An 872-nucleotide genomic window follows, 5' to 3' on the forward strand; every position below is an offset into this window, starting at 1 on the left:
CGTCGTCGACCAGGTCGCGCCACTCGCCCGCCTCGTCGTCGAACGGCGCGCTGGGCTCGAGCAGCCTGGCGTCGTCCGGGTTGAGGACGTAGTGGAGGAACCGGCGCAACGAGGTTCCTCGGCCGGTGACCGCGGCCTCGAGGTCGGAGTCGCCCACGTAGTTCGCGAGGTCGGTGACCAGTTCCACGGCGAGCGCGAGCTGACCGGAGTCGACCATCCCGGGGCCGACCTCGATGTCGCGGTCGAGGCCGGCGAGGACGTAGGTGTTGTCCTCGGTCACGTGGACGTCCAGGCTGCCGTCGATCGCCGCGATCTTGACGCGCTCGTAGGTCGCCACGTGGCTGAGCGTCTCGTCGTCGTGGTCGGCCAGGTACCGGGACAGGCCGCGGGCGCTGGTGAACACGTACGCCTGGTCCCCGTCGCCGAGGAACACCGGCCGATCGCCGAGATAGCAGCGCAGGCTCAGGTACTCCTGATCGGCGAAGGTGATCTTCACGGGGTCGATCCCGACCGTCTCCCACAGCGAACCCTCCGGGTACCCGGTGGGGGCGACCTCGGGCTCGGGCGCGGGCTCGGGGAGCGCGGCCTCAGCGGCCTCCAGGTCCGCTCGGGCGCGATCGACCTCGGCGCGCGGGACCTCGGGCGTGGTCATGACGTCCTGGATCGCGTCGAGCACGTCGTCCCAGCCCTTGGCGACGGTCTTCCGGATGGACTTCCACAGCTTCAACCCGTCCCGCCCGTAGAACTCGTCCATCCCGCGGGTGACGGCGGCGAGGATCGGGTTGCCGTTGAAGAATTTGGTGACGGTGTCCAACTCGCACACCTCGCCGATCGAGCGGGCGATGGTGAAGGACTGGTCGATCTCGTCGACC

The 872-nt window shown here is 69.5% G+C and carries 1 protein-coding gene; it reads right to left on the minus strand.

Features of this window, described 5'->3' with window-relative positions:
• Positions 1-872, minus strand: an 872-nt coding sequence (locus tag G6022_RS14775; RefSeq protein ID WP_182691866.1) for a primosomal protein, incomplete at both ends; no start/stop codon positions are given.

This window comes from Dietzia sp. Cai40 (genome assembly GCF_014145165.1).
Classification (GTDB): Bacteria; Actinomycetota; Actinomycetes; order Mycobacteriales; family Mycobacteriaceae; genus Dietzia; species Dietzia natronolimnaea.